The organism is Agrobacterium sp. LEGMi-208b (assembly GCF_059511785.1).
In genome coordinates this window covers 1059724-1084739 of the sequence record NZ_CM183446.1, presented here as the reverse complement: position 1 = coordinate 1084739, position 25016 = coordinate 1059724, and the positions used below count along the sequence as shown (strand labels likewise).

Genomic DNA, 25016 nt, shown 5'->3' with positions numbered 1-25016 from the left:
GCGGCCGGGTCGTTCAGGTGGCCCGGCTGGCGAAGGATCGAAATCCGTGTGTATTCCATAGCCGGCAAAATTTCGGCACCGCGCTCCCGATGTGGAGTGCGGTGCCGTGCTTTTTGTTTCAGGATATGAGGGTACGCCCCGCGTCAGCCGACCACTTCACGCGCCGGCACGATGCTGCCACCACAGGCTTCCACTTCGCTGCGCACCGTGCGGGCAAGCTCCAGCGAGCCGGGTGTGTCGCTGTGAACGAGGATCGATCTGGCGCGAACGGGAATGATCTCGCCCTCGATGGTCGTGACCGTGCCCTTCTCCAGAAACTGGCGCACCCGCGCGCGCACTTTCGCCTCTTCCTTGATGACGGAATTCGGCAACTTGCGTGGCACGAGCTGGCCCTTCACATCATAGGCCCGGTCGGCGAGGAAGAGGTTCAGCACCTTCAGACCGCAATCCAGCGCGGCCTTTTCAATCAGCATGTCCTGCATCGAAAAGACGATGAGATCGGGATCGACCGCCCTGATCTTTTTCATGATCCGTTCGGCGAGCGCCGCATCGCGGTTGATCATATTGCCCATGGCGGCATGGAAACTGATATGGGAGAGCGCGACATCCTGCGCCCTGGCAATCGCCGAGAGCGCGCCGAGCTGGTAGAGAACCTGCTGTTCCATCTCCTCCGCATCGACGGGAATTTCGCGGCGGCCGAAGCCGAGACGGTCGGCAAGGCCCGGATGGGCGCCGACGCCGACACCGTTCTGTTTGGCCAGACGCACCATGCGCGCCATCATTTCCGGGTCGCCGGCATGGAAACCGCAGGCGATATTCGCCGAAGAGACGACTTCCATAAGCTTCTCGTCGTCGCAGACCTTATAGACGCCGAAACCTTCGCCCATATCGGAATTAACATCGATCTTCATGGTTCCCTCTCCTTGTTCTTTTGGATCATCGTTTTGTCAGCGTGCCGATTGCGGCGGTAACCAGCGGCAGGGTCTTGCGGATATCCGCAAAATAGGCGTCGATTGCCTGTTCGACCTCCAGCGCTTCCTGAACTGTCGCCTGTACGAAGCGGATGCGGCTGCCGATGCGGGCCTGGCCGAGCCGCCATAGATCGCTATCGATGATGCCGGCCATCTTGGGATAACCGCCGGCCGTGTTGGCGTCGCTCATCTGGATGATCGGCTCGCCGCTTGGCGGCACCTGAACGACACCCGGTATGACTCCATAGGAGCGCAGTTCCACGGGGGCCGAGAGCGTCAGCGGCGTTCCGGCCAGCCGGTAACCGGTCCGGTCGCTCTGCGAGGTGATTTTCCAGGCTTCCGACCAAAAACGTTCCGCACCTTCGCCGAAAAGATCGTGTTCGGCGGCGGGGATGGCTCTCAGCAGCAATTCACCGTCGCCGTTTACCGGAAACATGTCCGGCATGGCTTCGGCAAGCGGCATGACGCCGAGACCGCTTGCCGGCAGAGCGAGTGATGCGGATGGCAGAACGGGCAGCCTGTCGCCCGTGGTGAGATGCCGCCCTTCATGGCCGCCGAAGGAGCCGCGAAGCGAGGTGCTGCGCGATCCCATCACCACCGGAACATCGATGCCGCCCTTAAGGCAGAGATAGGCCCGGGCATTCTTCATGGGTGTTGAAAGCTCGAGGGTTTGACCCTTTTCTGCCCGCGCCCCCCAGTAGGGCGGCAGATCAGCACCATTGAGCCGTGCGGTGCAATCCGCGCCGGTTACGGCGAAGGTCAGCGCCTCTTCGAATTCGATGCGGAAAGGAAAGGTCTGGATTTCAATCGCGGCCGCATCTTCGCCGTTGCCGACAAGGATATTGCCGACCCTGAGTGCAATCGGGTCCATCGCGCCCGTGGCGGTGATGCCGATATTGCGATAACCCGCGCGGCCGAGATCCTGCACGGTGTTCAGCGGTCCGCAGGCAAGAATATGGATCATAGTTCGATCCTTTCGGGAAGGAAGCGAACGCGATCGCCGGGCGCCAGCACCGCCGGCTGTTCGGCTGTGGCATCAAACATGGTGATTTCGGTGAAACCCAGCGAGTTCCAGCCATTTGGCCCGGTCAGAACCGAGATGCCGGACTGCATGCCGCCGATCGTCACCATGCCTTTCAGCATGCGAAGCGACGGGACTTTCTTGCGCGGCATGAAAATGCGCGGATCGAGGCCGCCGAGATAACCGAAGCCCGGTGCACTGCCGACGGCGAAAACCGTATAGGTGCGCTCGAAGTGCAGACGCACGACCTCCTTGTCCGGCAGGCCGGAATAATCGCAGATCGCCGCAAGGTCGATGGCGTGTTCGCCGCCATAGGTCGTCGGCACCTCGATGGTCTTGCCGAGAAGATCGAGTTCCGCGGTTCTTTGCCAGATGTCGAGAAGCTCATCCTGCAGGCGCCCGGCATCTTCAGGCGTGCCGCGCAGCACGATCAGCAGATTGGTCATGCCAGGTATGAGTTCCAGCACCTCGGGGCGATCTTTTAGCGCGCGCGTCAGCGCCCAGATGCGCCGCTGGGCGGGCAGGTCCAGCTCGCCGGGCGCTTCGATCAGGAAGGTCCTGTTGCCGATCATCGAGATTTTCGGCAGGCCAAGATGGGCGGGGGTGAGGTGGGGCGTTTTCAGCGGGAGGTTGCTCATCGACGTCACCATCATGTTTCGGTCTTGAGAAGGGCGGAGCCATAGCCGACAAGAGCGCCGGCTTCCGCCACGATTTCGCTGACGGTGCCGGTTTTTTCGGCGATGATTGGAACGATCACGGTCCCCGCCGCCACGAAGGCGACGATCTCGCCTTTTGTTACGGATTGTCCTCTCTGGACCGCCCGGTCGGGGCGCTGCGGATGGGCGGGTGTGAAAATGCCGGCCATTGGTGCGCGGGCGAGAATATCCCCCGCCTTTACCGGCGCTTTGGCCGCTTCAATCGACCGCTCTCCGGCAGGGGCCTGGCCGCCTGCCATGGCAACGATCTTCAATGACCCATCGGGGGTCTCTATCTCGATGGCGGAGACGTTGTTGCGCTCGAGGTGAGCGGCAAGATCGGCAATCGTGCCGGGCTCGCTGTAGCGGGATATGGAAACAGGCTGTCGCTTCACTTTGCACTCCGCGCTACAAGCCAATGTTCGAGGTAATGAATATCCGTGCCGCCCTCGGAGAAGGCCGGGTCCTGCAATATTTCCCGATGCAGCGGCAGGTTGGTGGAAACACCTTCGATGCGGATTTCGCCAAGCGCGCGGCGCATGCGCAGGATCGCCTGTTCGCGCGTCGGTGCGTGGACGATGAGCTTGGCAATCAGCGAATCGTAATGGGCAGAAACCCGATAACCCGCCGTCACATGGGTATCGACCCGCACGCCGGGGCCACCCGGCAGGTGAAGGGCCGTGATCAGGCCGGGGCAGGGAATGAAGCTGTAGGGGTCTTCGGCATTGATGCGGCACTCGATCGAATGGCCTTCGCAGACGATATCTTCCTGCGAAATCTCGAGCGGATGGCCGAGGGCGACGAGAAGCTGCTGGCGCACCAGATCCACCCCTGATGTCATTTCCGTGACCGGATGTTCGACCTGCAGGCGGGTATTCATCTCGATGAAGTAGAACTCGCCGTTTTCATACAGAAACTCGAAGGTGCCGACGCCGCAATAACCGATCTGGCGGCAGGCCTCGACGCAGCGATTGCCGACGAAAGCCGCGACTTCGGGCGGGATGCCGATGGCCGGGCCTTCTTCAACGACCTTCTGGTGGCGGCGCTGCATGGAGCAGTCGCGCAGGCCCACCCAGACGCCGCCACCCTGACCATCGCAGAGAACCTGAATTTCGACATGGCGCGGATGTTCGAGGAATTTTTCGATGTAAAGTTCCGGCGTCCCGAAGGCCCGGCTCGCTTCTTCACGCGTGACGAGAACGGCATCCTGAAGGGCGGAAGCCTCGCGCACGACGCGCATGCCGCGCCCGCCGCCGCCGCCGGCCGCCTTGACGATGACGGGATAGCCGATTTCGGCGGCAATTTTCGAAACCTCCGCCATATCGTCCGGCAGGGCGGAATCGGGGCCGGGCACACAGGGCACGCCGGCCTCCATCATCGCGCGCTTCGCCGCGATCTTGTCACCCATGGTGCGGATGGCGTCGGCGCGTGGGCCGATGAAGACCGCTCCCGCCGCCTCCACGGCTTCCGAAAAAGACGCTCTTTCGGACAGGAAACCATAACCGGGGTGAACCGCGCCGGCGCCGGTCAGCTCCATCGCGAGCAATATGGCCGGCGCGTTGAGATAGCTCTGGCCGGGAGAGGCCGGGCCGATGCAGATGGCGGTATCGGCCGCCTTCAGGTAGTCAGCATCCTTGTCGGCTTCCGAATGGATCATGACGGTCTTCAGACCGAGTTCACGGCAGGCGCGTTGTACGCGCAGCGCGATCTCGCCGCGATTGGCGATAAGGACACTGTCGAATGCCCTTTGTTCGTCCGATCCGGTCTTTTTGGTGAGTGATGCATCCATCATTCGAACTCCAGCACCGGCTGTCCGAGTTCGACGTCTTCGCCGTCATTGGCGATAAATCTGGCGATCCTGCCGCTTCTCTCGGCCCTCACGGTGTTGAACACTTTCATCGCTTCGATGATGAAGAGTTCCTGCCCTTCCTTAACCGCGTCGCCGGCCTCGGCGAAAGGCGCGGCACCCGGGCTCGGGGCGCGATGGAAAAGACCGAATGAGGGGGCTGCGACGATGCCGGATGGCGCCGGCGCCACTGCGGCGGATGCCGGGGCCTCTTCTTCGGCGCGGATTATCTCGGATGCCGTTTCTGCCACCGGAACAGGACGGGGCTGCGATGATGGCGCCCGCAGTGAAACGGCATTGTTTTCACGAATGATCCGGACCGTGGTTCCCTCCTGGCTCACGGTCAATTCGGACACTCGCGAAGAGCCGACAAACTCGATCAGTTTCTTGATCTTTTCCAGATCCATATTGGTTTCCAACGTCTTTTTTGTCCCCACGGCGGCGGGTAAGCGGAGCGGAATCCGCACCCTGTCCATCAGCAATAGCTACCATGGAGGCGCGATTGATGGGGTCAGACGAAGTTCCTATGGACACGGGTTTGAGGTTTGATATCCCGCCGCGGCGTGGTGAAACGGTTCGAAGACGTCCGAAGGAACGAACCATGGATTCCCGCAAAGGCATTCTCCTCAAAATCTCCGCAGCGCTCGCTCTGGTGCTGATGGGCGCCTGCATCAGCGGCCTCAGGGGAGAAATACCCATCGGGCAGGTGGTTTTCTTCAGATCGGCGGTGGCCATGCTGCCGCTCTGTCTGTGGATGGCGTCGCAGGGCGGTTTGCGAAGGCAGGTGGCCACAAGTCACATTGGCGGCCATCTGGTGCGGAGTTTTTCCGGCACCGGCGGCATGGTTTTCAGCTATCTGGCGCTGGCCTATATCCCGCTCGCCGACGCGACGGCCATCAGCTATGCCACGCCGCTCTTCACCGTCATTCTGGCAGTCCTTCTTCTCAAGGAGGTCGTCAGGATTTATCGCTGGACGGCGGTGGTTGTCGGGCTCTGCGGCATCGTGCTGATCCTGTCACCGCATTTTTCCTTCGATGTTGCCGACATTACTTCCGGCACGAGCGTTGCCATGCTCGGTGGCCTGTTCGGTCTCGCGGCTGCTTTTTTCTCCGCCATATCGATGATCCAGATCCGGCATTTGACGCAGACGGAGAATACCGGCGCGATCATCTTCTATTTTACCCTGCTTACAACGGTCATTGGTTTCGCGAGTATCGCCATGGGCTGGAAAATGCCGACCGCGTGGCAATGGACCCTGCTGATCGGCACCGGTCTCATTGGCGGAACTGCGCAGATATTGGTGACGCTCAGCCTGCGTCATGCCGAGGCTTCGCTGCTGGCGCCCTTCGATTACACCACGATGATCTGGGCGCTGTTGATCGGATATGCTTTCATGGATCAGGTGCCCGCGCTGACAACTCTTCTCGGAGCCTCGATCGTGGTTGCAGCCGGGCTGTTCACGCTGTGGCGGGAGAGGCGGCTGCACAAGAAACGCGTCACCGATGAGCTTACTTTATCGGCTCCCTGACGGCCTGCTTCCCCAACCGGTTTTCGCGCCACATGGCAAAAAGCCCGGCGGCGATGACCGTCAGCGCGCCCGCGATCGTGGCAGCCGTTGGCACTTCGGCCATGAAGAGGTAGCCCAGCGCGATCGCCCATATCATCGTGGTATAATCAAAAGGTGCGAGCAGCGAGGCTTGCGCATGTCGCAGGCTGAGCGTCATGGCGATCTGGCCGATGCCGCCGGCAAGACCCCCTCCGGCGAGCAATAGGAATTGGTTGAAATCCGGCATCTTCCATCCGAACCCAAGCGTGGCGAAGCCGGCGACGACGCCCGTCAATGTATAGATGAGCACGATTCGCGATGGTTTTTCGATACTGTTCAGATGGCGGACGGCGATGGAGGAAAACGCCGCGCACAGCGCGCCGGTCAGCGCCAGTGCGGTTCCGATCATGGCGATACTGTCTATTTGGGCGGGGCCTGACGCGGCGTCAAAGACCAATTTGGGCGAGAGCGTGATGAAGACGCCGATGAAGCCGGTCAGAACGGCGGACCAGCGATATATCCGCACTTTTTCGCCAAGCAGCAGCGCCGCCAGCATGATGGTGAAAAGCGGTGTCGTGTAGCTCAGCACCGTGACATTCACCAGCGGCAGATAAGCGAGCGCCAGAAAGCCGAAGAACATGCCGCCCAGCCCGGCCGAGCTGCCCGCGAGCAGGCTGCCGATGTTCTTCGCGGCCGGCACGCTTATCCGCTCCGAGGAGGCGATAAACCAGAGACAGAGGGGAATGAGGGCAAAAAAACCCCGGCAGAAGACGACTTCGCCGACGGGTATCGCCCCGTCCAGGCCCTTCACGCAGGCGGACATGACTGTGAATGCCAGCATGGCCGTCAGCTTGAGCAAAATTCCAGTCCTAGGATTCATCCCGCTCCCCATCGCAGCCAGACCGTGTCATGGGCACGACGTTGAGAAAAGCCTTAGCCGGCTGTCATAAGAATCTTGTCTTACCCCATCACTCCCTTGAAGACCGGCAGGACCGGCGGACGGCGCTTTTCCCCTAGGCCCCTGCGGTGATTTGGTGTCATGATCGCATCTCGAACCGGTGGGAGGTTTAAGCGGGCATGTTGGATTTGCGCAGGCTGCGATATCTGGTCGCGATTGCCGATTGCGGCTCCATGTCGGCGGCGGCGCGGCAATTGGGGATAGCCCAGCCGGCGCTTAGTCACCACATCACGGAACTGGAAAGGCTGGTGGGGTTTCCCGTGCTGCACAGGTTGGCGCGCGGCGTGAAGGCGACGGAGAAGGGGGAAGTGCTTCTCGCCCATGCTCGGGAGATCACCGAGAAGGTCAGGCAGGCAGAAGCGGAAATCCGGGCCATGGCCTATCTGGATGAGCGGGTGATCCGGCTGAGCCTCATCCCCTCCTGGGCAACTGCCTTTGCGCCGAGCATCATCAGCGAGGTTGCCGCTTCGATGCCCAAGGTCTCGCTGCGGCTGATAGAGGCGCGCAATGACGAGTCGCTGCGGCTCATCCGTCTCGGCAAGGTGGATATGGCCGTCGCGCTGGTCGGCGCGGAAGAGAAGGCCGACGATCTTATCGTCAAGGAGAGCCTGTTTGCGGTGTCTTCAAGGTCTGTCGCCCGGTCGATGTCCCTGGAAGCGGTGGCGAAGCTCGACCTCATACTGCCGCCCAAGGACAATCCGCTGCGCGTATCGATCGACGAGGCGGCCACTCGCGCCGGCATCACATTGAACGTGACCATGGAGATCGACGGCCAGGATACGATCAAACGCGCCGTCAGTGCCGGTATCGGTGCGACGATCCTGTCATGGAATTCGGTGCAGCAGGAGCAGGAGGCCGGGCAGCTTCATGCCGCCCATATCACCCACCCCGTCATCTATCGCTCCATCCATCTGCTGAAGAGCCGGGAGGCAGATGAGCGGACGTTCCGGCTGTTCCGCGACCTGTTGCGGGCCGTCGCGCGACGTGAGCCGGCGCTCAACCCATAAATGATTTGTATGGGTAAGTTGAAAACTCGGTATTTGTGTTATTGATGGCTTCTTTCTAGCCTCCCTTTTGAAAGCGTATCGGGGAGGAAAAGATATGCGTTTGAAGACATCTCTGTTTGGCGTGCTGGCGGCTGCCGTAATATTGGCTGCGGGAGGGGCCGCGGCGGAATATCCGGAGCGGCCGGTGACGCTCGTCATCGGGTATCCGGCCGGCGGCGGTACCGATATCCAGTCGCGGGCGCTGGTGCCCTATCTTGAAAAATATCTCGGCACATCCGTCGTGGTGGAAAACCGCGAAGGCGCCGGCGGGTTGATCGGCGCGACTTATATCGCCAATGCCAAGCCTGACGGTTACACGATCGGAGCGCTGAATTTCCCGTCCATGTATTCGCCGATCGTGCAGGGCAATGCCAGCTATAAGGAGGACGCCTTCACGCCGCTCGCCAACCAGATCGGCGGAGATCTGGCGCTGACCGTCAACAAGGTGTCGCCGATCAAGACCGCCAAGGAGTTTGCCGAGGCGGCCAAGGCGAACCCGGTCGTCGTCGGCGTGACGGGCATCGGCCATCCGAGCCAGATCACCGCCCTGCTGTTTGAAGACGCAGCGGGCGTGAAACTCAATTTTGTTCCCTTCAATGGCGGCGGTCCGGCAAGGCTCGCCATGCTCGGTAACCACGTCACGCTCGGTTTCATGAACTTGAACGAGGTCTTCGCCGACAATCGTTCAGGCGCGCTTCGTGTGCTCGCGACGTCAGGTGCCGAGCGTTCGCCGCTCTCGCCTGATGTGCCGACATTCAAGGAAGCCGGCTACAATGTCCAGTTCAGCCTGCTTGCCGGTTTCGGCGCACCGAAGGGTTTGCCGGCGGATGTCGAGGCGAAGCTGGTCGATGCCTTCCAGAAGGCGCTGAAGGACCCGGATTATCTTGCCGACGCCAAGAAGCGCGAACTGACGACGCTGCCGCTGACCCAGGCCGAGTTTGCCGAGGCGCTCAAGAAGGGCAACGCAAATCTGGCCGAGCTCTGGAAGAGCAAACCCTGGACGAAATAAGCGGCCGGCAACGACCGCTTCTCTCACCCCTAACCAAAATGACGCCTGGGCCTGCGCGTGGCCCAGGCATGACCCACTGTTGAAAGGAATCCGGCCAATGGCCCATGTCATCCGCAATTTCCAGCGCCCTTCCAGGGCCGATATCGAGGCGATCAGCAAGTTCAGCCCCGCCACCATTCACGAGGCGCAGGGCAAGCTTGGGGCGCTCGATTATCGTATCAAGCCGATCAAGCCCGGCCTGAAAATCTGCGGTCCCGCGATCACCGCGAAATGCCATATCGGCGACAATCTGATGATTTTCGAAGCCATCAATCTGGCAAAGCCCGGCGATGTGCTGGTCATCGATGGCGGCGACAATCCCAATCAGGGCGGCTTTGGCGATGTGCTGGCCGCCGCCTGCATCGGCAAGGGCATCGTCGGTTTCGTGGTCAGCGCCGCCGTGCGTGACGGCAAGGGGCTGCGCGAGATCGGTTTCCCGGTATTCTCGCTCGGGCTTTGCATGAAGGGCACCTCCAAGGACACGCTCGGCACCATCAATCATCCGGTCGTGGTGGGCGGTGAACTGATCAGCCCCGGCGATATCGTCTGCGGCGATGATGACGGTGTTGTCGTCGTTCGTGAGAAGGATACCACAAAACTCGTCAAGGCCTGCCAGGAGCGCGACGATCACGAGAACCACATGATGGACCTGCACCGTCAGGGCAAGATGGATATCGAGGATCGTTATGAAATGATGCGCTCGAAGGGATGCGTCTGGGCCGATTGAGCCATCAATTCGGCATCTGAATACGCCGTGTCGGGAGGCGCGGCGTATTCCGTAATGAGGAGGGGAGATAATCATGGCCGGACACGGCTCGAAACTGACGGCGAATATTCTGTCCGGGGCCTTTTTTCTGGTGGCCGCCGCGGGGCTTTATTACGGCGCGCGACCGCTGAGCATGGGCACCAATTTCCAGCCCGGCCCGGGTTATATGCCGACGGTCATTGCGGCATTGATGTTCGCGCTCGGCATCGCGCTGCTTTTGCAGGATTTGCTGGGAAAGACACCGTCCGAAGTTTGGGTGGCGCCGAAAATGCGTCCGTTTCTGGCGGTGGCCGGCATTGCCGGATTTGCACTGCTGATCGAGCCGCTGGGCTTCATCGCGGCGGCCTTCGTGCTGATCCTGCTCGCCTGCATCGCCTATGGCAGGATCCGGCCGGTTGAGGTGCTGCTGCTTTCCGCCGTGCTCATCTTCGCCTGCATCCTCATTTTCGTTGTAGGCCTCGGACAGAGGATACCGCTGCTGCCATGACCGATCTTCTTTCCAATATCGTCCTCGGTTTCGGTGTGGCCGTCACGCCCGTCAATCTTTTCTATTGCCTGCTGGGTGTCACGCTCGGCACGATGATCGGCATCCTGCCGGGCATTGGCCCTTCCGCCACCGTCGCGCTGCTTCTGCCCATCACCTATACGATGCCGGATACGGCCGCACTGATCATGCTGGCGGGCATTTTCTACGGTGCGCAATATGGCGGCTCGACAACGGCGATCCTCGTCAATCTGCCGGGCGAATCCTCATCCGTCGTCACCTGCATCGATGGTTATGCCATGGCTCGCCAGGGCAGGGCGGGTGTGGCGCTGGCCACGGCGGCGCTCGGCTCGTTTTTTGCCGGCACGGTGGCGACGATCCTCATCGTGGTTGTCGCAAAGCCGCTGTCGGCCATAGCGCTTGCCTTCGGGCCGGCCGATTATTTCAGTCTGGTGATCTTCGGGCTTTTGTTTGCCGTGTTCCTGTCGAGCGGATCGCCGGTCAAGGCGGTCGGCATGGTCGCCTTCGGCATTGCCCTCAGTCTGGTCGGCATCGATCCGACATCCGGTGAGCAGCGTTTCACCTTTGGCATGGCCGAACTGTTTGACGGCATCGATTTTGTCGTGCTGGCCATCGGACTTCTCGGCGTCAGCGAAATCCTCTTTAATCTGCAGCAGGGTGTCGAGCGCGATGCGGGCACGGCAAAGACCGGATCGCTGATGCCCACGAAAGAAGATTTCAGGCAGGCCTTTCCCGCCGTGCTGCGCGGCACGGCGCTCGGCTCTTTCCTTGGCGTGCTGCCCGGCGGTGGTGCGATCATGAGTTCTTTCGCGAGCTATGCGCTGGAGCGCAAGATCGCCAAGGATCCATCCCGATTCGGCAAGGGCGCGATCGAAGGACTGGCAGGCCCGGAAAGCGCCAATAATGCCGGGGCGCAGACCTCCTTCATTCCACTTCTGACACTTGGCATTCCCGCCAACGGCCTGATGGCGCTGATGGTCGGGGCGATGATGATCCAGGGCATCACCCCGGGACCTGAAGTCATGCAGTCGCGGCCCGATCTCTTCTGGGGGCTGATCGCCAGCATGTGGGTGGGCAATCTGCTGCTTCTGGTGCTGAACCTGCCGCTGATCGGCATCTGGGTTCGCCTTCTCGGCATTCCCTACCGCTATTTGTGCCCCGCCATCCTGATGTTCTGCGCCATCGGTGCTTACGGGCTCTCCTATAGCGTCGTGGATGTTCTGTTCTGCGCGGTTTTCGGGATTGTCGGCTTCTTTCTGCGCAAGATTGGCTGTGAACCGGCGCCGCTGGTTCTGGGCTTCGTGCTGGGTCCGCTTCTGGAGCAGAACATGCGCCTCGGGCTGCTGATCTCACAGGGAAGTTTCTCGACATTCATCACCCATCCGATCAGCGCCACCCTGCTCGCTTTGTCCGGCACGGTCGTCATCATGATGGCGATGCCGGCGATCATGCGCCGCCGCGAGGTGGTGTTTCAGGGTGACGACGACTGACAATCAATCGAGCCGGCGCCGCCGGCCAAACGAAGGTGAAATAATGCATATTCTGATAATCGGCGCGGCCGGAATGATCGGCCGCAAATTGACCCAACGTCTTGCTTCTGACGGAACGCTTGGTGGCGAGAAGATCACCGACATGATGCTGACGGATGTTTTCGAGCCGGTTGCGCCGAAGGGATTCGGCGGCACAGTGACCATCGAGCGCAGCGATCTGTCGAATGCCGGCGTCGCCGAAAAGCTGGTCGCAAAACGGCCGGATGTGATTTTCAACCTCGCCGCCGTGGTTTCGGGTGAGGCGGAGGCCGATTTCGAGAAAGGTTATCGCATCAATCTCGATGGCGGGCGTTCGCTGTTCGAGGCCATTCGTCTGGAACATCAGAAGGACGGATACCGGCCGCGCGTGGTCTTCTGCTCGTCGCTTGCCGTGTTCGGATCGCCATTCCCCAAGGTCATCGGCGACGAGTTCCTGACCGCGCCGCTGACCAGCTACGGCACGCAGAAGGCGATCATGGAGCTGTTGCTCGCGGATTATAGCCGTCGTGGTTTCTTCGATGGCGTCAGCATTCGTCTGCCCACCATCTGCATCCGTCCCGGCAAGCCGAATGCGGCGGCTTCCGGCTTCTTCTCCAATATTCTGCGCGAACCTCTGGTGGGCCAGGAAGCGGTGTTGCCGGTTGCCGATACGGTGCGCCACTGGTTCGCCAGCCCGCGCTCGGCCGTCGCCTTCTTGCTGCGCGCCGCGACCGTCGATCTCTCAGGGCTTGGCGTCCGCCGCAATCTCATCATGCCGGGGCTTTCGGCCACGGTGGCTGACGAGATCGAGGCCCTGCGCGCCTTTGCCGGGGAAAAGGCCGTGGCGCTTATCAAGCGCGTTCCCGACGAGCGGATCATCCGGATCGTCGACGGTTGGGCGGAGGATTATGATCCGCAGCTCGCGCTGTCGCTGGGCTTCAGGGCGGAAACATCCTTCGCCGAAATTATTCAGGCGCATGTGGAAGATGAGCTGGAGGGGAAAGCAGCATGAGTGACGGAAAGATCGCGCTCGTCACGGGCGGAGGAACAGGAGTCGGCAAGGCGATTGCCAAAGCGCTTCTGGAAGATGGGTACAGTGTCGCGGTAACGGGCCGGCGGCGGGAGGTTCTCGATGTTGCTGTCGCCGAATGGCGCGAACATGGAGACCGTGTTCTGGCCGTCGCGGCCGATATTTCCGTTCCAGCCGATGTCGAACGGCTGTTTGCCGACGTGATCGGGCGTTTCGGCCGCCTTGACCTTCTGGTCAACAATGCCGGCATGTCGGCACCGGCGGTCCATATCGAAGATGTGCCGTTCGAAACCTGGAATGCGGTGGTCGGGGCCAATCTTACGGGCGCTTTTCTCTGCACCCAGGCGGCGTTTCGCCAGATGAAGGCGCAGTCGCCGCAGGGCGGGCGCATCATCAATAATGGCTCGATTTCGGCCACCACGCCGCGACCGCGGTCCGCGCCCTACACCGCGACCAAACACGCGATCACCGGGCTTACGAAATCGGCCGCACTGGATGGCCGGCCGTTCAACATCGCCTGTGGGCAAATCGATATCGGCAATGCCAGCACCGAGATGACGCGCGCCATGGCAACCGGCGTGCTGCAGGCCGATGGCAGCACGGCCATCGAACCGACGATCGATGCCGGCATCGTTGCCAAGGCCGTGGTGCACATGGCCTCGCTACCTCTGGAAGCAAATGTGCTGACCATGACCGTCATGGCAAGCGGCATGCCTTTCGTCGGTCGCGGATAAGGAGCGCGCATGAAGCCCGATCTTTTGCAAACCTACCCGCTTCAGCCGCAGATCGAAGCCGAACTGCAAAAGCGCTTCCGGGTCCATCGCTGGCATGAAATATCCGACAAGCAGGCATTTCTGCAGGCCGAGGCGGCGTCGATAAAGGCCGTCGTCACCGGCGGCCATATCGGTGTCGCACCTGAACTCGCCGCCTGTCTGCCCGCTCTCGAAATCGTCGCCATCAACGGTGTCGGCTTCGACAAGGTCGATCTCGATCAGGCCCGCGCACGCGGCTTCCGGGTGACGAATACGCCGGATGTTCTGACCGAGGATGTGGCCGATCTGGCCATTGGTCTCTCCGTCATGCTGCTGCGCCAGCTTGTGCGCGCCGATCATCACGTTCGGTCCGGGGAATGGAAAAAAGCCGAGATGCCGCTGGGCAACAAGGCCTCGCGGCGGCGCTACGGCATTTTCGGGCTTGGCCGCATCGGTCGCGCCATCGCGGCCCGGCTTGAGGCGTTTAATGCGGAGATTTCCTATTTCAGCCGGCAGAAACAGGATGTGGCCTATGAATATCATTCGACCGCCGTGTCGCTCGCGAGCGCCTGCGACGTCCTGATCGTCGCGGCCGCGGCAACGCCGGAGACGAAACATGCCATCAACCGTGAGGTGCTGGAGGCGCTCGGGCCGGACGGGGTTCTGGTCAATGTCGCCAGAGGGTCGCTTGTCGATGAAAAGGCCCTGGTCGATATTCTTATGGCGGGTGGGTTGAAGGGGGCGGCGCTCGATGTCTTCGAGAACGAACCGCATGTTCCCGAGGCGCTGATCGGCATGCGCAATGTGGTTCTCGCGCCGCATATCGGTGCTGCGACCCATGAGACGCGGCTGGAAATGGGCGCTCTGGTTCTTGCCAATCTGGATGCGCATTTTGCCGGGAAAGATTTGCCAACGCCGGTTGTCTAAACGGCTCCGCTACTCCGGCCGGTGGCGGGGAGGTGGATATCGCCGCAAGTCGGACCGCCACATCACCGAAAGCGATGCCTGCATTTGCCATCCATACAAGTTGCTTATTACTCCAAAAAAAATCGGTCTTAGGCAAGCGATGAAAGCTTCACTAATGTTTGCTCAACGATAGGGGACAAACATGCCATTCTCAGACTACAAGACCGCACTCGTAACCGGCGCATCTTCCGGAATTGGCGCCGCCGTCGTTGAGCGCCTTTGCCGCGAAGGGCTGGAAGTGCATGCGGTTGCCAGAAGTGCGGATGCTCTCAATCAGCTGGCGAAGCGCACGGGTTGCTTCGCGCATGCCATCGACGTGACGGACCGGCCGGCGCTCGCGAAACTGACCAGCGAGGTTGCATTCGATGTCCTCGTCAACAATGCCGGTGTCGACCGCCCGAAGAAATTTCTGGAAGCGGATGAGAGCGATATCGATCTGCTGATCGACGTCAACCTGCGCGCCGTGCTGCATCTGTGCCGCATGGTGGTGCCGGGCATGGTGGCGCGCGATCGTGGCCACGTCATCAATATCTCCTCCATTGCCGGCAATTATAATTTCGGCGGCAACTCCACCTATCACGCCAGCAAGGCGGGCGTGGCGATGCTGTCCAACCAGCTGCGCATCGATGCTTTCGGCAAACGCGTGCGGGTGACGGAAATCTGCCCCGGCCGCGTCGCGACCGATATCTTCAACCATGTTCATGGCGATGATCCAAGCATTCGCGAACGTTTCATCGATGGTTTCGAGCTGCCGCAGGCTTCCGATATCGCCGATGCGATCGCTTTCGCCATCGCCGCACCCGTGGCCATGAATATCGGCCACATGGAAATCACCCCGACGCTTCAGGTCATGGGCGGGCTGCAGACGGCCAAGCCCCAAACGGCTGAAAATAAGGTCGCGGCGGGCGGAGCCGGAGGAAAAGTCGCGTGAGCGGTTTTGACCTCGGCGCAATTTTGAACAATGCGGACTATGTCTCGATGCTTTTGCATGGCATCCAGATGACGTTCATCATCTATGCCGGCTCATGGCTGCTGGCCATGTCGCTCGCCATCGTGCTGCTTGCCATCCGCCTGTCGCCTTTCCGCTTCGGTGATCCGCTGGTGGCGGCCTATGTTTCCTATCACCGCAACGTTCCGACACTCGTGCAGCTGATGCTCTGGTATTTCGGCGTGTTCACGCTGCTGCCGAGCGGGCTTGCCAGCTGGCTTTCCAGCCACAATGCGGAAGCGATCTTCGCCATTATCGGCCTCGGCCTCTGTCAGGCGGCCTATTTCAGCGAGGATCTGCGTTCGGGCGTTCGTTCCATCAATCCCGGCCAGATGGAGGCCGCACGTGCGCTCGGGCATAGCTATGTCTCGGCCATGCGGTTCGTCATCATGCCGCAGGGCGTCCGTAACGCGCTGCCACCGCTGATCAATCACAGCACCTCGCTGTTCAAGAACAGCAGTCTCGGCGTTCTGATCGGCGCACCGGAACTCACCCATGCGGTCAAGGAAGTCGAGAATCTGAGTTTCCGGACGTTTGAGGTCTATCTGGTCGCCACCGTGCTTTATCTGTTCTTCTCGCTGCTGATCATGGGTCTTGGGGCCTATATCTCCATGCGTGCCAATCCTCTCCGGAGGGCACGGGCATGATCCACGACATGATCGCAATCATAAAGGATTACTGGCTGCTGCTCCTCATCGGCCAATATCCCAACGGTCCGCTCGGTGGCCTTGCCAATACGCTCATCCTGTCGGCGCTCAGCATCGCGCTCGCCTTTCCCGTCAGCATCCTGATGGCGCTGGCGCGGCTGTCGAAATGGCGGGTCCTGCGCTGGCCGGTGACCGCGGTGGTGTATTTCACCCGCGGCGTGCCGCTTCTGATGCTCATCCTCTGGAGCTATTTTCTCGTTCCGCTCTGGACAGGGGCCGACGTGCCGAGCTTCATCACCATGCTCACCACGCTCGTCATCTATCAGGGCGCTTTCATGAGCGAAGTCGTCCGCGCCGGCATCGTATCGCTGGGCACGGGGCAGATGGACGCGGCACGGGCACTCGGCCACGGTTATTTCGGCGCGATGCGTTATGTCATCCTGCCGCAGGCGCTCTACAACATGATCCCGAGCCTGATCTCGACCTTCGTATCCACCATCAAGGATACGACCCTCGGCTACGTCATTAATGTGCCTGATCTGACCTTTGCGGCAAACCAGGTGAACAACCAGCTTTTGACCCAGCCCTTCCAGGTCTTCCTCATTTTAGCGCTGGTTTATTACATCATCTGCTGGTCGCTCACCCATGTCGCCAATCTTCTCGAGCGGCGTATCGCCCGCCGCCGGGCCGGCCCGCGTGGCAAGCTTGCCGCTGACACGGCACCGGCCCCCGCCAATATCGTTACGGAGCAGCTATGACCGCGCCAGTTTCCGCCACTCAGGATTATACCATCACGCTTTCGCAGGTCTGCAAAAGCTATGGCGATTATCAGGTGCTCAAGGATGTCAATGAAAACGTCACCCGTGGCGAAGTCGTTGTCATCTGCGGGCCATCGGGCTCCGGCAAGTCCACCCTCATCCGCACGATCAACCGCCTTGAGGAAATCAGCAGCGGCTCGATCACGCTGGATGGCAGGAATATCCATGCCCAGATGCGCGCAAAGGAGCTGAATGCGCTGCGCAGCCGGGTTGGTTTCGTCTTCCAGAGCTTCAACCTCTTCCCGCATCTTTCGGTGGTCGAGAATGTCTCCATGTCACCGATCCGGGTGAAGGGCGTTTCTCCGGCTGTGGCCCATGACAAGGCGCTGAAGCTTCTCGATCGCGTCGGCCTTGCCGACAAGGCCGGTTCCTATCCCGCCCAGCTTTCCGGTGGCCAGCAGCAGCGCGTCGCCATCGCGCGGGCGCTTGCCATGGAGCCGCCGGTCATGTTGTTCGACGAGCCCACCTCAGCGCTTGATCCGGAAATGGTCGGCGAAGTGCTTGCCGTCATGAAGAGCCTCGCCGCCGAAGGCATGACCATGCTCTGCGTTACCCACGAAATGGGCTTTGCCCGTGAAGTGGCCGACCGCATCTGGTTCATCGATGCCGGGCGCATTCTCGAAACGGCAAAACCGGACGAGTTTTTCAAAAATCCGCAACATCCCCGTGCTCAGCGGTTTCTTGCCGATCTGAGACACTAGGACCAACCTCTATAATAACAGGGAGAACTGAAATGAACTGGAAGTGCATTACTCTTACCGCCGTGTTGGCCACCTCGGCTGCGGTCCTGCCGGCCAAGGCTGACCAGCTCGACACGATCATTGCGAACAAGACGCTGCGTTGCGCGACATTCGCAGACGTGCCGCCTTTCGCCTCGCCGGATCCGAAGACGCGCGAGATGGCCGGCTTCGACGTCGATCTCTGCGGCGCCATCGCCAAGGAACTGGGCGTCAAGGCCGAGATCAAGCCGGTGTCGGTCGAAGCGCGCGTTCCCGAAGTTAAGCTCGGCCGCGTCGACCTCTCGGTCGCCAACCTTGCCTATACCCAGAGCCGCGCCGAGCAGATCCAGTTCAGCGATCCATATTATCTGGCTAAGGAAATGCTGATCGTTCCGGTCGATGACCCCGGCACCAAGAAGTCTGATTTCGTCGGCCAGCGCATCGCGTCCAGCAAGGGCTCGACGTCGGAACTCTCCGTCAAGCTCAACAAGTCCGAGCCGCTGACGTTCCAAGACACGGCGTCCGCCTATCTCGCCGTGCAGCAGGGCAAGGCGCGCGGCATCGTCGGCAACACCATGACGATGACGAAGTTCGTCAACGAATCCAAGACCAAGGGCAAGCAGATGCGGATGATCGAAGAGCCGATGCTCTTCCAGCCCATCGGCATCGGCATGGCCAAGGACAATCCGGCGCTGACCGCCAAGATCAACGAAATTCTCCGCAAGCTCGATACGGATGGCGAGATCAACCGCATCTGGGACAAGTGGCTTGGCCCGAACACCGAATACAAGATGACGCGCACCGATAAGGTTGTGCCTCTGTCCGAACTGAAGTTCGACCCGATCCCCTGAGCTTCGGCTCAGCCTCGGCCATCATTCCATCCATTCAACATCATCATCGGTCGGCGAGACATTCTCGCCGACGGTTTCAACGTGGGAGGTTTTCATGATCCACATTAAAGATATCGCGCAGCGTCCGGCCAAGGCGGATGTCGACGCCCTTGCCAAATTCTCTCCTGCGACGATCCATGAGGCGCAGGGGCGTCGCGGCGCTTTGTCGTCGCGGCTGAAGCCGGTCGATTATCGCATGAAACTCTGCGGCCCGGCCTTCACGGTCAAATGTGCGCCGCGCGACAACATCATGCTGCAGCTGGCCATCAACTATGCCAAGCCGGGCGACATCATTGTCGTTTCCGCCGGCGAATATGAAGAAGCGGGTTCGTTCGGCGATGTTCTCGCCAATGCCTGCCTCGCAAAAGGCATCGGCGGTCTGGTGACCGATACCGGCGTGCGCGACACGCTGCAGCTGCGAGATCTCGGCTTCCCGGTCTTCTCGCTCAGCGTCTGCATCAAGGGCACGGTCAAGGAGACCATTGCCGCGGTCAACGATCAGGTGATCGTCGGCGGTGAGATCATCAATCCGGGCGATATCATCGTCGGTGATGCCGATGGTCTTGTCGTCGTCAGACGCGATGAAGCGCAGGAAGCGGCCAAGCTTTCGCAGGCGCGTGAAGATGCCGAAGCCGGTTACATCGAAGCCTACAAACAGGGCAAGTCGGTGATCGAGGTCAGCAAGCTTGAGGCTGTGCTGAAAGCCAAGGGCCTCGTGGTCGATATCTGAGACAAGTCCGGACAATGGGCAACGGCGGCGACTGCCGCCGTGTGAGCCTTATGGGAGGAGAGATTATGAAAGCGGTTGTCATCCACGCGGCGAAGGATCTGCGGATCGAGGAACGGGAGACCGAGCAACTCGGCCCGGGGCAGGTCGAGGTGGCCATCGAGGCGGGTGGCATCTGCGGCTCCGACCTGCATTATTACAATCATGGCGGCTTCGGCACCGTGCGCGTACGTGAGCCAATGATCCTTGGCCACGAGGTGGCCGGCACCATCAAGGCTCTGGGGGAGGGTGTCTCCCATCTTGCCGTCGGCGATCGCGTTGCCGTATCGCCGAGCCGGCCCTGCAACCATTGCGAATTTTGTCTGAAGGGCCAGCAGAACCAGTGCCTGAACATGCGTTTTTATGGCTCGGCCATGCCCATGCCGCATATTCAGGGTGCATTCCGGCAGCGCCTCGTTGCCGAGGCCTATCAGTGCCACAAGGTGCGGGATGGTGTCTCCATCCATGAAGCGGCAATGGCCGAACCTTTCGCGGTAACGCTGCATGGCGTCAACCGCGCCGGCGCATTGACCGACAAACGCGTTCTGGTCACCGGCTGCGGGCCGATCGGCGCGTTGGCCATCATCGCCGCACGCGCCCATGGCGCCCGGGAAATCGTCGCGACCGATGTCATGGATGCGGTTCTGCAAAAAGCGCTCGCCATCGGTGCTGATCGCGTCATCAATGTCGCCAGCGATCCGGATGCGCTCTCCGCTTATTCGGTGAACAAGGGTTATTTCGATGTGCAATTCGAGGCATCCGGAAATGAAAGGGCCGTCCGCTCGGGTCTCGAGGCGCTGAAGCCGCGCTCCACCGTGGTTCAGCTCGGTCTCGGCGGCGATGTGTCCATCCCGCAGAACATGGTGGTGGCCAAGGAAATCGAGATGAAGGGCACCTTCCGGTTCCATGAGGAATTTGGACTTGCCGTCGATTTCATCAACCAGCGCCGCGTTGATTTAAAGCCGCTGCTGACCGGCACCTTCCCGCTGGAGGAGGCGGTTGCGGCATTTGAAGCCGCCGGTGACAGAAGCAGGTCGATGAAGGTTCAGCTCGCCTTTTAACGGGTGCCGATCCCTTGATTTGGAAACGGCCGCAGGAAGATTCCGGTGGCGGCCGTTTAGGCGTCACGGTTGAAGATCATTCGGGCCGCGGCCGGACAAAGCGCTGTTCCAGAACCTCGCTTCCCCATTGGCTGCCCGGATGTTCCTCGACGCATGTGAAACCATGGGCTTCGTAAAGGTGCCGTGCGGCCAAAAGGCCGTTGAATGTCCACAGATGGGTTTCGGCAAACCCTTTTTCATCGGCGAAGGCCAGCGCGGTCGCCAGAAGCCTGCGTCCGACACCGCCGCCGCGCACGCCGTCATCAACGATGAACCAGCGCAGATGCGCAATATCCGCTCCGATATCCTCGCCATCGATAGCGACGGAGCCGATGATCTCCTGTCCGCGCATGGCGACCCAGATAGCATTTTTAGGGCTTTCCAGCCGGTTACAAAAAACGGCGAGGCCTTCGGCCACGACGGATTCGAAACGCTGTCCGAAACCGGATGTCCGGGCGTAATAAAGCGCATGCATCTGCGTGATCCGGGCAATGATGCCAGGTCTATATCCCTCCCTGATCTCTACGGAGGGAGCAGCAGCATTGCCCCTCTCTCCCAGCGCATCGGCGTAAAGACGGAGCCCTTCGAGGATCGTTTGGGCATCCGCTGACGTAAGTTGCGTCAGGGCACCGGAGACCTGCCGGTTCGCGAAGCCATGAATGGCATCCGCCTTTTCTTGCCCTTTTTCCGTTAGACGCAGCCGCTTGATGCGACTGTCCACTTCATCCGTTTCTTCGCGAACATCGCCCGACAGCACGAGTTTGCGCAGCATGCGGCTGACACTCGATTTTTCAAGCCGCAGAAGCTTTCCCAGATCCCGTGCCGTGATGCCGGGGCATGCCTCGATCTCGATCAGGGCATGCACAGCGGAGGGTGGCAGATCGGTGCCGGCAAAATCTCCGCCCATGAAGCCGAGTTCGCGGACAAGCCGACGCGAGGTGGAACGGATGTCATTTATGGGGAAAGCTTGTTGGGGCACGTTCAATCCATTATGGTTGCATCGTGCAACCATAATCACATTCTGCTTTGTTTGCCAAGATTGCCGTCGGCTTAAAATGCTGGCTTTCTCAGCAAAAGCGGGCAATCTGATTTCACGGTTGCCGACATTCGCTGGGTCCGCAAGGTGGAATCCGCCTGTGCTATTCGCGATAGTTGATTATCCGGCTATGGAGCAGGAATGCCAGACACGCCCCGATTTTTTCGCTATGCGGTTTTAGCCGCCATGTTTCCCGTGGCCGTGCTCGGTCTGGTGGCAACCCCGAACGAATATCGGGTCATCGGCATCGAGGCCGTCGATTGCGATGGCCCGATATCCGTTCTGATTGCCGCCGTGCCGGCGCTTGCGGTTTATGCAATCATCGGCTGGATGTTTATGTCTGGAGCCAAGCGCCATCGGTCATTGATTTCAGCCTGCTTTTGCGGACTTGTCTGCCTGGCGCTCGTCTGGAATATCGGCATGGCGCTTCAGGAGCAACGACGAAACGCCGCTGAAATGGCATGCGGTTTCAGTGGCCGATTGTGACCGCGCTCTGCCCAGTTCTGTTGCAGCCGCACCGCCTGCTCAACGGAACCGAAGGTTCCGGCGTGTGAGCTGATCGACAGAGGTACAACCCATCAGCTTCATGCCGCGTTCGATTTCGATACGCATCAGTTCCAGCGCCCGTTCCACGCCCGGCTGCCCGGCGGCGGCAAGGGGAAAAAGGTAATAGCGGCCGAGCCCCACGGCTTTTGCGCCGAGGGACAGTGCCTTCAGAACGTGGGTGCCGCGCTGCACGCCGCCATCCATCATCACGTCGATCCGGTCGCCGACCGCATCGACGATCTCGGCCAGCTGATCGAAGGCGCTGCGGGAGCCATCCAGCTGGCGGCCGCCGTGATTGGAAAGCACGATGCCGCTGCAGCCGATTTCCACGGCGCGTCTGGCATCATCCACTGACATGATGCCTTTAAGGCAGAACGGCCCGCCCCATTCACGCACCATCTGCGCCACGTCGTCCCAGTTCATCGAAGGGTCGAGCATGTCAGTGAAATAGCGGCTGATGGAAAGAGCGCCGCCGTCCATTTTAATGTGGTCGTCGAGCTGCGGCAGGCTGAAGCGCTCATGCGTCAGGTAATTGATGCCCCAGGCCGGCTTGATGGCGAATTGCGCGATGCCGGAAAGATTGAGCTTGAACGGAATGGCAAATCCGGTGCGCTTGTCGCGTTCGCGGTTGCCGCCGGTAATACTGTCCACCGTCAGCATCATCGTCTCGACGCCGGCGCTCTTGGCGCGCGCCATCATGTCGCGGTTGAGGCCGCGATCCTTGTGGAAATAGAACTGATAGACCTGCGGGCCGCCGCTGATCCGGCGCGCTTCTTCAAGGCTCGTGGTGCCGAGCGAAGAGACGCCGAACATCGTACCGTATTTCCCCGCCGCTGCCGCAACCGCCCGTTCCCCCTGATGGTGGAAGAGACGTTGCAGCGCCGTCGGGGAACAATAGACCGGCATGGACAGCTTCTGCCCCATGACGGTGACCGACATATCCACATCGGCCACGCCCCGCAGCACATCGGGAACGAGATCGCATTTTTCGAAGGCGGCCGTATTTCGCCGATACGTCACCTCGTCGTCGGCAGCGCCGTCTATGTAGTTGAAGATCGGTCCGGGAAGACGCTGTTTGGCCATGCGGCGAAAATCGTGGAAATTATAGCAGTCCTTGAGTTGCATCTTTTACTCGACCGGTCCGGTTTGAAAGCTTTCAAAAGAGTGTCGGAAACCTATACCGGAGATCTGGAGCGGGCAATCAGGCCACGGACGATTTCCGCAGGCTCAAAGCGATGGATGCCTCGAGGTTGAAACGGCAGGAGATGTTCCGCACCGAGAAGCTTCGCTGCAAGCCAGAGAACCGACATCCACATTTCCGTGCCCTGCAACCCGGCCGGATGCCCCTCGGCGAAAGAAAATCCCCTGTTCCTTTGCCAGCGTCCCTCATTTCGGCGAAGAATGTTCCGGGCTATCTCCTTTGCCTCGTCCTGCCGGTGATCCGTCTGTTTCAGGCACAGAAGAAGGGGATGGATCGTATCGAGCAGGTTGCAGGCATTAAAATCCTCGCCATGGAAACCGCCATAGGCACGATAGTTGGCGATGACGGAGTCTATTGCTGCTTCCGGATAGGGAAGGGGCAGGCCGAACTGGGCATAAGAGCCGCGGGTAAGCCGGTAAAAGCCGTTGACCGGCTGCAGCAGGCCCTGTGCGGCAGTCGGCTCACCCCAGAGGCCGGTGGTTTTACCCGCTTTCATTGCCAGCCAGCCGAAGAGAACGGTGAGGTTGTCGCCGGATGTGAAATAGCGCCTGTTGAAATAAAGCGCGGTGGCGATGGCGTCTATCGTGGCGCCGCAATGCCATGCCCGGTTTTGCCATGGCAATTCCTCCAGCAGGAGGATGAGTTCGTCGGTGCGGATATGCTCCACAAAAGCAATCGGCTGTTTCGGCCCGGCGCCGAAACATTCCAGTGCATATCCGACAGCCAGAATGTTGTAGAGAACGGCAGGGTCCTTCTCGGGAGGCGTCGAGGGGCGGTGGTTGCGGGCGAAGAACAGTCCCGTTTTGGCATCCTGCAGGGCCTGAAGGCTGGCCACCGTTTTTCCGGCATCGAAAGCGATCTTTTCCTGTCCGAAGGCGGCTGCGATTTCGACGGCATCGCATAGATGCCTGACGCTTTCCACCTCATGTCCGGATGCATCGGCGGAACGATAGATGCCGTCTTCGCCATAGGAGCGGATGGCTGCAAGCCAGTCGTCGGCGATTTCCCCGCCGAGTTTCTGCAACAGGCGATCGGGTTCCGTCAGTTTCGGCGCGGCCGCTTTTTCTCCGCGATATCGCAGAACCCGGGCGGGAACACCGCCGGCAATGGCCATGGCGGGAATATCCTTCGCCACAACTGCGCCTGCGGCGATAACAGCTCCGCATCCTATCTTCGCGCCATCCAGCACAACCGCATTGGCGCCGATCCAGACGTCGTCGCCGATCTCTATGCCAAGCGAGGTCAATGGTTGGCGATAGATCGGAGTTTCAATGTCATCGAAGCCATGGTTGAAGCCGACGATGCTGACGTGTGAGGCGATGCGCACGCCGTTGCCGATCCTCACTTTGCCGGAAAGGCAGGCATAGGGGTTGATCGAGACATGTTCGCCGAGTTCGATATCGCCGCGCACGATTGCGTAACCGGCGATCCACGACTGCGCACCCATCAATAGCCGGTCCGTATGCACCTCTGCCTTGTCGGCAATGTAAACGTTCTGCCCAAAAACGGCGTTCGCAGAGCGCTCAAGGCCACGCAGCCGCGCCTGATGGTCAGGGCTGTCGATATCCTCCTGCTTCCGCTCCCAGGTCAGGATGTTCAGTCGATCCGGTCTCTGGGAAACGCCCGATGTGTCGTCGGTCATCTCCG

The 25016-nt window shown here is 60.5% G+C and carries 27 protein-coding genes; 17 read left to right on the top strand and 10 right to left on the bottom strand.

Annotation, left to right across the window (positions count from 1 at the left end; genetic code table 11):
- Positions 1-143 precede the first annotated feature (143 nt).
- Genes AC5YUO_RS19600 through AC5YUO_RS19575 form a run of 6 tightly spaced genes read right to left on the bottom strand, consistent with a single transcriptional unit; the run spans position 144 to position 4940 of the window.
- Entirely contained in the window at positions 144-911 is a 768-nt protein-coding gene (locus AC5YUO_RS19600) for a 5-oxoprolinase subunit PxpA (RefSeq protein ID WP_496156446.1), read from the bottom strand.
- 25 nt (positions 912-936) lie between these two features.
- The gene (locus AC5YUO_RS19595; RefSeq protein ID WP_496156445.1) at positions 937-1935 is read right to left on the bottom strand and encodes a 5-oxoprolinase subunit C family protein; all 999 of its coding nucleotides are present in this window, start codon (positions 1933-1935) and stop codon (positions 937-939) included.
- Positions 1932-2645, bottom strand: coding sequence for a 5-oxoprolinase subunit PxpB (gene pxpB, locus AC5YUO_RS19590; RefSeq protein ID WP_271361996.1), 714 nt, complete (start codon positions 2643-2645; stop codon positions 1932-1934). Before pxpB ends, AC5YUO_RS19595 begins: the two co-directional genes overlap by 4 nt.
- Positions 2642-3082 carry an acetyl-CoA carboxylase biotin carboxyl carrier protein gene (locus AC5YUO_RS19585; RefSeq protein WP_496156444.1) on the bottom strand — a complete coding sequence of 147 codons (441 nt, stop codon included), beginning with the start codon at positions 3080-3082 and terminating at the stop codon, positions 2642-2644. The genes pxpB and AC5YUO_RS19585 overlap by 4 nt, the downstream gene beginning before the upstream one ends.
- Entirely contained in the window at positions 3079-4479 is a 1401-nt protein-coding gene (gene accC / locus AC5YUO_RS19580; protein ID WP_496156443.1) for an acetyl-CoA carboxylase biotin carboxylase subunit, read from the bottom strand. The genes AC5YUO_RS19585 and accC overlap by 4 nt, the downstream gene beginning before the upstream one ends.
- Positions 4476-4940: an acetyl-CoA carboxylase biotin carboxyl carrier protein gene (locus tag AC5YUO_RS19575; protein WP_496156523.1), complete on the bottom strand. Its 465-nt coding sequence runs from the start codon at positions 4938-4940 to the stop codon at positions 4476-4478. The genes accC and AC5YUO_RS19575 overlap by 4 nt, the downstream gene beginning before the upstream one ends.
- A 194-nt stretch (positions 4941-5134) precedes the next feature.
- On the opposite strand from AC5YUO_RS19575, the gene AC5YUO_RS19570 reads away from it, so the two are divergent.
- A complete protein-coding gene (locus tag AC5YUO_RS19570) occupies positions 5135-6061 on the top strand; it encodes a DMT family transporter (RefSeq protein ID WP_400816439.1) in 927 nt (308 codons plus the stop codon).
- Here the strand turns inward: AC5YUO_RS19570 and AC5YUO_RS19565 are convergent.
- Complete coding sequence (locus AC5YUO_RS19565; protein WP_496156442.1) at positions 6042-6938, bottom strand: DMT family transporter; 897 nt, start codon at positions 6936-6938, stop codon at positions 6042-6044. The two genes, AC5YUO_RS19570 and AC5YUO_RS19565, sit on opposite strands and share 20 nt — an antisense overlap.
- Before the next feature lie 218 nt (positions 6939-7156).
- Here AC5YUO_RS19565 and AC5YUO_RS19560 point away from each other — a divergent pair, with 218 nt between their 5' ends.
- From AC5YUO_RS19560 to AC5YUO_RS19490, 15 genes are all read left to right on the top strand, one after another.
- A complete protein-coding gene (locus AC5YUO_RS19560) occupies positions 7157-8044 on the top strand; it encodes a LysR family transcriptional regulator (RefSeq protein ID WP_496156441.1) in 888 nt (295 codons plus the stop codon).
- Between the two features lie 94 nt (positions 8045-8138).
- Complete coding sequence (locus AC5YUO_RS19555) at positions 8139-9092, top strand: tripartite tricarboxylate transporter substrate binding protein (RefSeq protein ID WP_496156440.1); 954 nt, start codon at positions 8139-8141, stop codon at positions 9090-9092.
- Between the two features lie 97 nt (positions 9093-9189).
- Positions 9190-9858 carry a 4-carboxy-4-hydroxy-2-oxoadipate aldolase/oxaloacetate decarboxylase gene (locus AC5YUO_RS19550; protein WP_496156439.1) on the top strand — a complete coding sequence of 223 codons (669 nt, stop codon included), beginning with the start codon at positions 9190-9192 and terminating at the stop codon, positions 9856-9858.
- A gap of 73 nt (positions 9859-9931) precedes the next feature.
- Positions 9932-10384 carry a tripartite tricarboxylate transporter TctB family protein gene (locus AC5YUO_RS19545; protein WP_496156438.1) on the top strand — a complete coding sequence of 151 codons (453 nt, stop codon included), beginning with the start codon at positions 9932-9934 and terminating at the stop codon, positions 10382-10384.
- On the top strand, positions 10381-11892 hold the full coding sequence (locus tag AC5YUO_RS19540; protein WP_496156437.1) for a tripartite tricarboxylate transporter permease: 1512 nt from the start codon (positions 10381-10383) through the stop codon (positions 11890-11892). Before AC5YUO_RS19545 ends, AC5YUO_RS19540 begins: the two co-directional genes overlap by 4 nt.
- Positions 11893-11935: 43 nt before the next feature.
- Positions 11936-12922 (top strand): D-erythronate dehydrogenase, encoded by a 987-nt coding sequence (denD, locus tag AC5YUO_RS19535; RefSeq protein WP_496156436.1) that lies wholly within the window; start codon positions 11936-11938, stop codon positions 12920-12922.
- Positions 12919-13674, top strand: coding sequence for an SDR family oxidoreductase (locus tag AC5YUO_RS19530; RefSeq protein WP_496156435.1), 756 nt, complete (start codon positions 12919-12921; stop codon positions 13672-13674). The genes denD and AC5YUO_RS19530 overlap by 4 nt, the downstream gene beginning before the upstream one ends.
- A 9-nt stretch (positions 13675-13683) precedes the next feature.
- Positions 13684-14619, top strand: a complete 936-nt coding sequence (locus AC5YUO_RS19525) for a 2-hydroxyacid dehydrogenase (RefSeq protein ID WP_496156434.1) — start codon at positions 13684-13686, stop codon at positions 14617-14619.
- Between the two features lie 181 nt (positions 14620-14800).
- Complete coding sequence (locus AC5YUO_RS19520; protein WP_496156433.1) at positions 14801-15589, top strand: SDR family oxidoreductase; 789 nt, start codon at positions 14801-14803, stop codon at positions 15587-15589.
- Positions 15586-16293, top strand: coding sequence for an amino acid ABC transporter permease (locus tag AC5YUO_RS19515; RefSeq protein WP_400816417.1), 708 nt, complete (start codon positions 15586-15588; stop codon positions 16291-16293). The genes AC5YUO_RS19520 and AC5YUO_RS19515 overlap by 4 nt, the downstream gene beginning before the upstream one ends.
- Positions 16290-17051 (top strand): amino acid ABC transporter permease, encoded by a 762-nt coding sequence (locus AC5YUO_RS19510; protein WP_496156432.1) that lies wholly within the window; start codon positions 16290-16292, stop codon positions 17049-17051. The genes AC5YUO_RS19515 and AC5YUO_RS19510 overlap by 4 nt, the downstream gene beginning before the upstream one ends.
- The gene (locus AC5YUO_RS19505; protein ID WP_400816413.1) at positions 17048-17812 is read left to right on the top strand and encodes an amino acid ABC transporter ATP-binding protein; all 765 of its coding nucleotides are present in this window, start codon (positions 17048-17050) and stop codon (positions 17810-17812) included. The genes AC5YUO_RS19510 and AC5YUO_RS19505 overlap by 4 nt, the downstream gene beginning before the upstream one ends.
- Positions 17813-17844: 32 nt before the next feature.
- Entirely contained in the window at positions 17845-18681 is an 837-nt protein-coding gene (locus AC5YUO_RS19500; protein WP_496156431.1) for an ABC transporter substrate-binding protein, read from the top strand.
- A gap of 94 nt (positions 18682-18775) precedes the next feature.
- Complete coding sequence (locus tag AC5YUO_RS19495) at positions 18776-19450, top strand: 4-carboxy-4-hydroxy-2-oxoadipate aldolase/oxaloacetate decarboxylase (protein ID WP_400816409.1); 675 nt, start codon at positions 18776-18778, stop codon at positions 19448-19450.
- A gap of 65 nt (positions 19451-19515) precedes the next feature.
- Positions 19516-20547 (top strand): L-idonate 5-dehydrogenase, encoded by a 1032-nt coding sequence (locus AC5YUO_RS19490; protein WP_496156430.1) that lies wholly within the window; start codon positions 19516-19518, stop codon positions 20545-20547.
- A gap of 76 nt (positions 20548-20623) precedes the next feature.
- On the opposite strand, the gene AC5YUO_RS19485 is transcribed toward AC5YUO_RS19490, so the two are convergent.
- Positions 20624-21598: a GNAT family N-acetyltransferase gene (locus tag AC5YUO_RS19485; RefSeq protein WP_496156429.1), complete on the bottom strand. Its 975-nt coding sequence runs from the start codon at positions 21596-21598 to the stop codon at positions 20624-20626.
- Positions 21599-21763: 165 nt separating this feature from the next.
- On the opposite strand from AC5YUO_RS19485, the gene AC5YUO_RS19480 reads away from it, so the two are divergent.
- A complete protein-coding gene (locus tag AC5YUO_RS19480) occupies positions 21764-22108 on the top strand; it encodes a hypothetical protein (protein ID WP_496156428.1) in 345 nt (114 codons plus the stop codon).
- Between the two features lie 39 nt (positions 22109-22147).
- On the opposite strand, the gene AC5YUO_RS19475 is transcribed toward AC5YUO_RS19480, so the two are convergent.
- Positions 22148-23293 carry an alpha-hydroxy acid oxidase gene (locus AC5YUO_RS19475; RefSeq protein ID WP_003519654.1) on the bottom strand — a complete coding sequence of 382 codons (1146 nt, stop codon included), beginning with the start codon at positions 23291-23293 and terminating at the stop codon, positions 22148-22150.
- A gap of 50 nt (positions 23294-23343) precedes the next feature.
- A complete protein-coding gene (locus AC5YUO_RS19470) occupies positions 23344-25011 on the bottom strand; it encodes an acyltransferase (protein WP_496156427.1) in 1668 nt (555 codons plus the stop codon).
- Positions 25012-25016: the final 5 nt, after the last annotated feature.